The sequence below is a fragment of the Hyella patelloides LEGE 07179 genome (assembly GCF_900659865.1).
GTDB classification, from domain to species: Bacteria; Cyanobacteriota; Cyanobacteriia; order Cyanobacteriales; family Xenococcaceae; genus Hyella; species Hyella patelloides.
Genome location: NZ_LR214342.1, coordinates 1 through 1094, shown reverse-complemented (window position 1 = coordinate 1094; position 1094 = coordinate 1). Strand labels below are relative to the sequence as shown.

General features: G+C 38.3%; 1 protein-coding gene. It reads left to right on the top strand.

Annotated elements, in window-relative coordinates; translation table 11 throughout:
• Positions 1-91 precede the first annotated feature (91 nt).
• A complete protein-coding gene (locus H1P_RS33620) occupies positions 92-1093 on the top strand; it encodes a DUF4347 domain-containing protein (protein ID WP_144875856.1) in 1002 nt (333 codons plus the stop codon).
• Position 1094 lies beyond the last annotated feature (1 nt).

Here is a 1094-nt window from a genome sequence, read left to right as displayed (position 1 = left end):
CGGTCGCGTCGCGCGATAAATTTCTAGACAAGCCCGAAAATACGTAATCTTTAAATACTACATTTTGACGTGGGGAAAGTAAGAAATAAACATGAATATATGTGAGAACGACCAAAGCAACAATATTCTCTCTTCATTAAATTCAGCTTTATCTTGGGAAGGAGAAACAACAAGTTATGGGTTAGAGACAGCCGACACCACATCTAATTATGAGCCAGGATTACACTTAATTTTTGATGAGAATCTAGGGCGAGAAATTGTGGATTCATCACAATTGAATCAAGACAATAACTCACGCAAATCGCTGGTTTTTATTGATTCGGCGGTTCAAGATAGTCAAACCTTAATAGATAACATCTCAGGAGCTACTGAAATTGTCATTTTAGATGAGGATAAAGATGAATTAGTTCAAATTAGCTCACATTTGAATGAGTACCAACAATTAGACGCGGTTCACATTGTTTCTCATGGTGAATCAGGTCAGTTATCCTTTGCCAATAGCAAGCTTAATTCTGATACATTACAGCAATATGATAGTTTGCTGGAAAATTGGCGTAGTTCATTAGATATCGAAGCAGATCTTGTTCTCTATGGATGTGATATCGCTTCAGGAGAGAAGGGAAACTCTTTTTTGCAAGAGTTAAGCCAGATAAGTAGTGCTGATATTTTAGCTTCAGCAGACAAAACTGGAAGTCGAGGGGATTGGGAATTAGAAACTGCTCTTGGCGAGGTTGAAGCAGTATCTATTTTTAACTCAGCGATCGAGACTGCTTATCAACATACCTTAGATTTTGGAGACATTACCATTACACCTGGTACTTTACCTGATTTTGGTAATGTAGATTTTAACGACACTAATTTTGATTTTAGTAGTGTCGCTGCTGATGATTTGGTGCTGTTCGCCGATGCAGGGCTAGATTTTGGGACTCTCAATCCAGATGCCATTTCTCAGATTGATTTTAATAGTATTCCCGCCGAAGATTTGAGCATTCTTGCCGATGCGGGGCTACGTTTAGAGCCTTTAGATTCTGAAGCTATTTCCGCTCTTAGTCTGAATTTTCATAGACTACCTATACATTCTCGAAGAAATTGAT

Bases quoted from the DNA above. Each gene is read 5' to 3' on its own strand.
- H1P_RS33620 (WP_144875856.1), top strand. From the start codon at position 92: ATGAATATATGTGAGAACGACCAAAGCAACAATATTCTCTCTTCATTA.